This is a genomic window from Novosphingobium huizhouense, assembly GCF_020179475.1.
GTDB classification, from domain to species: Bacteria; Pseudomonadota; Alphaproteobacteria; order Sphingomonadales; family Sphingomonadaceae; genus Novosphingobium; species Novosphingobium huizhouense.
The window spans coordinates 1-464 of sequence record NZ_JAILXZ010000011.1; the positions used below are offsets into that span (position 1 = coordinate 1).

The following is a 464-nucleotide window of genomic DNA, read 5'->3' on the forward strand; positions in this document are numbered from 1 at the left end:
TTTCTGGAAGAGGCGGGCGTGCCCTATGACCTGACGCTGATCGATTTCGGCAAGCAGGAGCAAAAGGCACCCGACTACCTCAGGCTGAATCCGAATGGCAAGATCCCCACCATCGTGGATCGTGCCGAGGACCGCGCTATCTTTGAATCCGGCGCGATCCTGTGGCACCTGGCCGAGAAATACGGCCAATTCCTGCCCCACGGCGCAGCGGCACGATCCGAGGTGATGCAGTGGCTGTTCTTTCAGGTCGGCCATGTCGGCCCGATGATGGGACAGGCGATGTATTTCCAGCGCATCGCTGCGCCGAACGGGCATGAAGAACCCTTCTCGATCAAGCGTTATCGCGACGAAACGCGGCGCCTGCTGGAGGTTCTGGACACGCACCTGCAGGGTCGCGACTGGCTGGCTGCCGGTGAATACACCATCGCCGATATGGCCGTATATCCCTGGGCCCGCGCTTATCC

Annotated in this window: 1 protein-coding gene; it reads left to right on the top strand. The window is 61.0% G+C overall.

The window, feature by feature from the left end; genetic code table 11:
• Positions 1 to 464 (top strand): glutathione S-transferase family protein (locus K3A85_RS17755; RefSeq protein WP_225207846.1); only part of this gene is annotated, 464 nt, incomplete at both ends.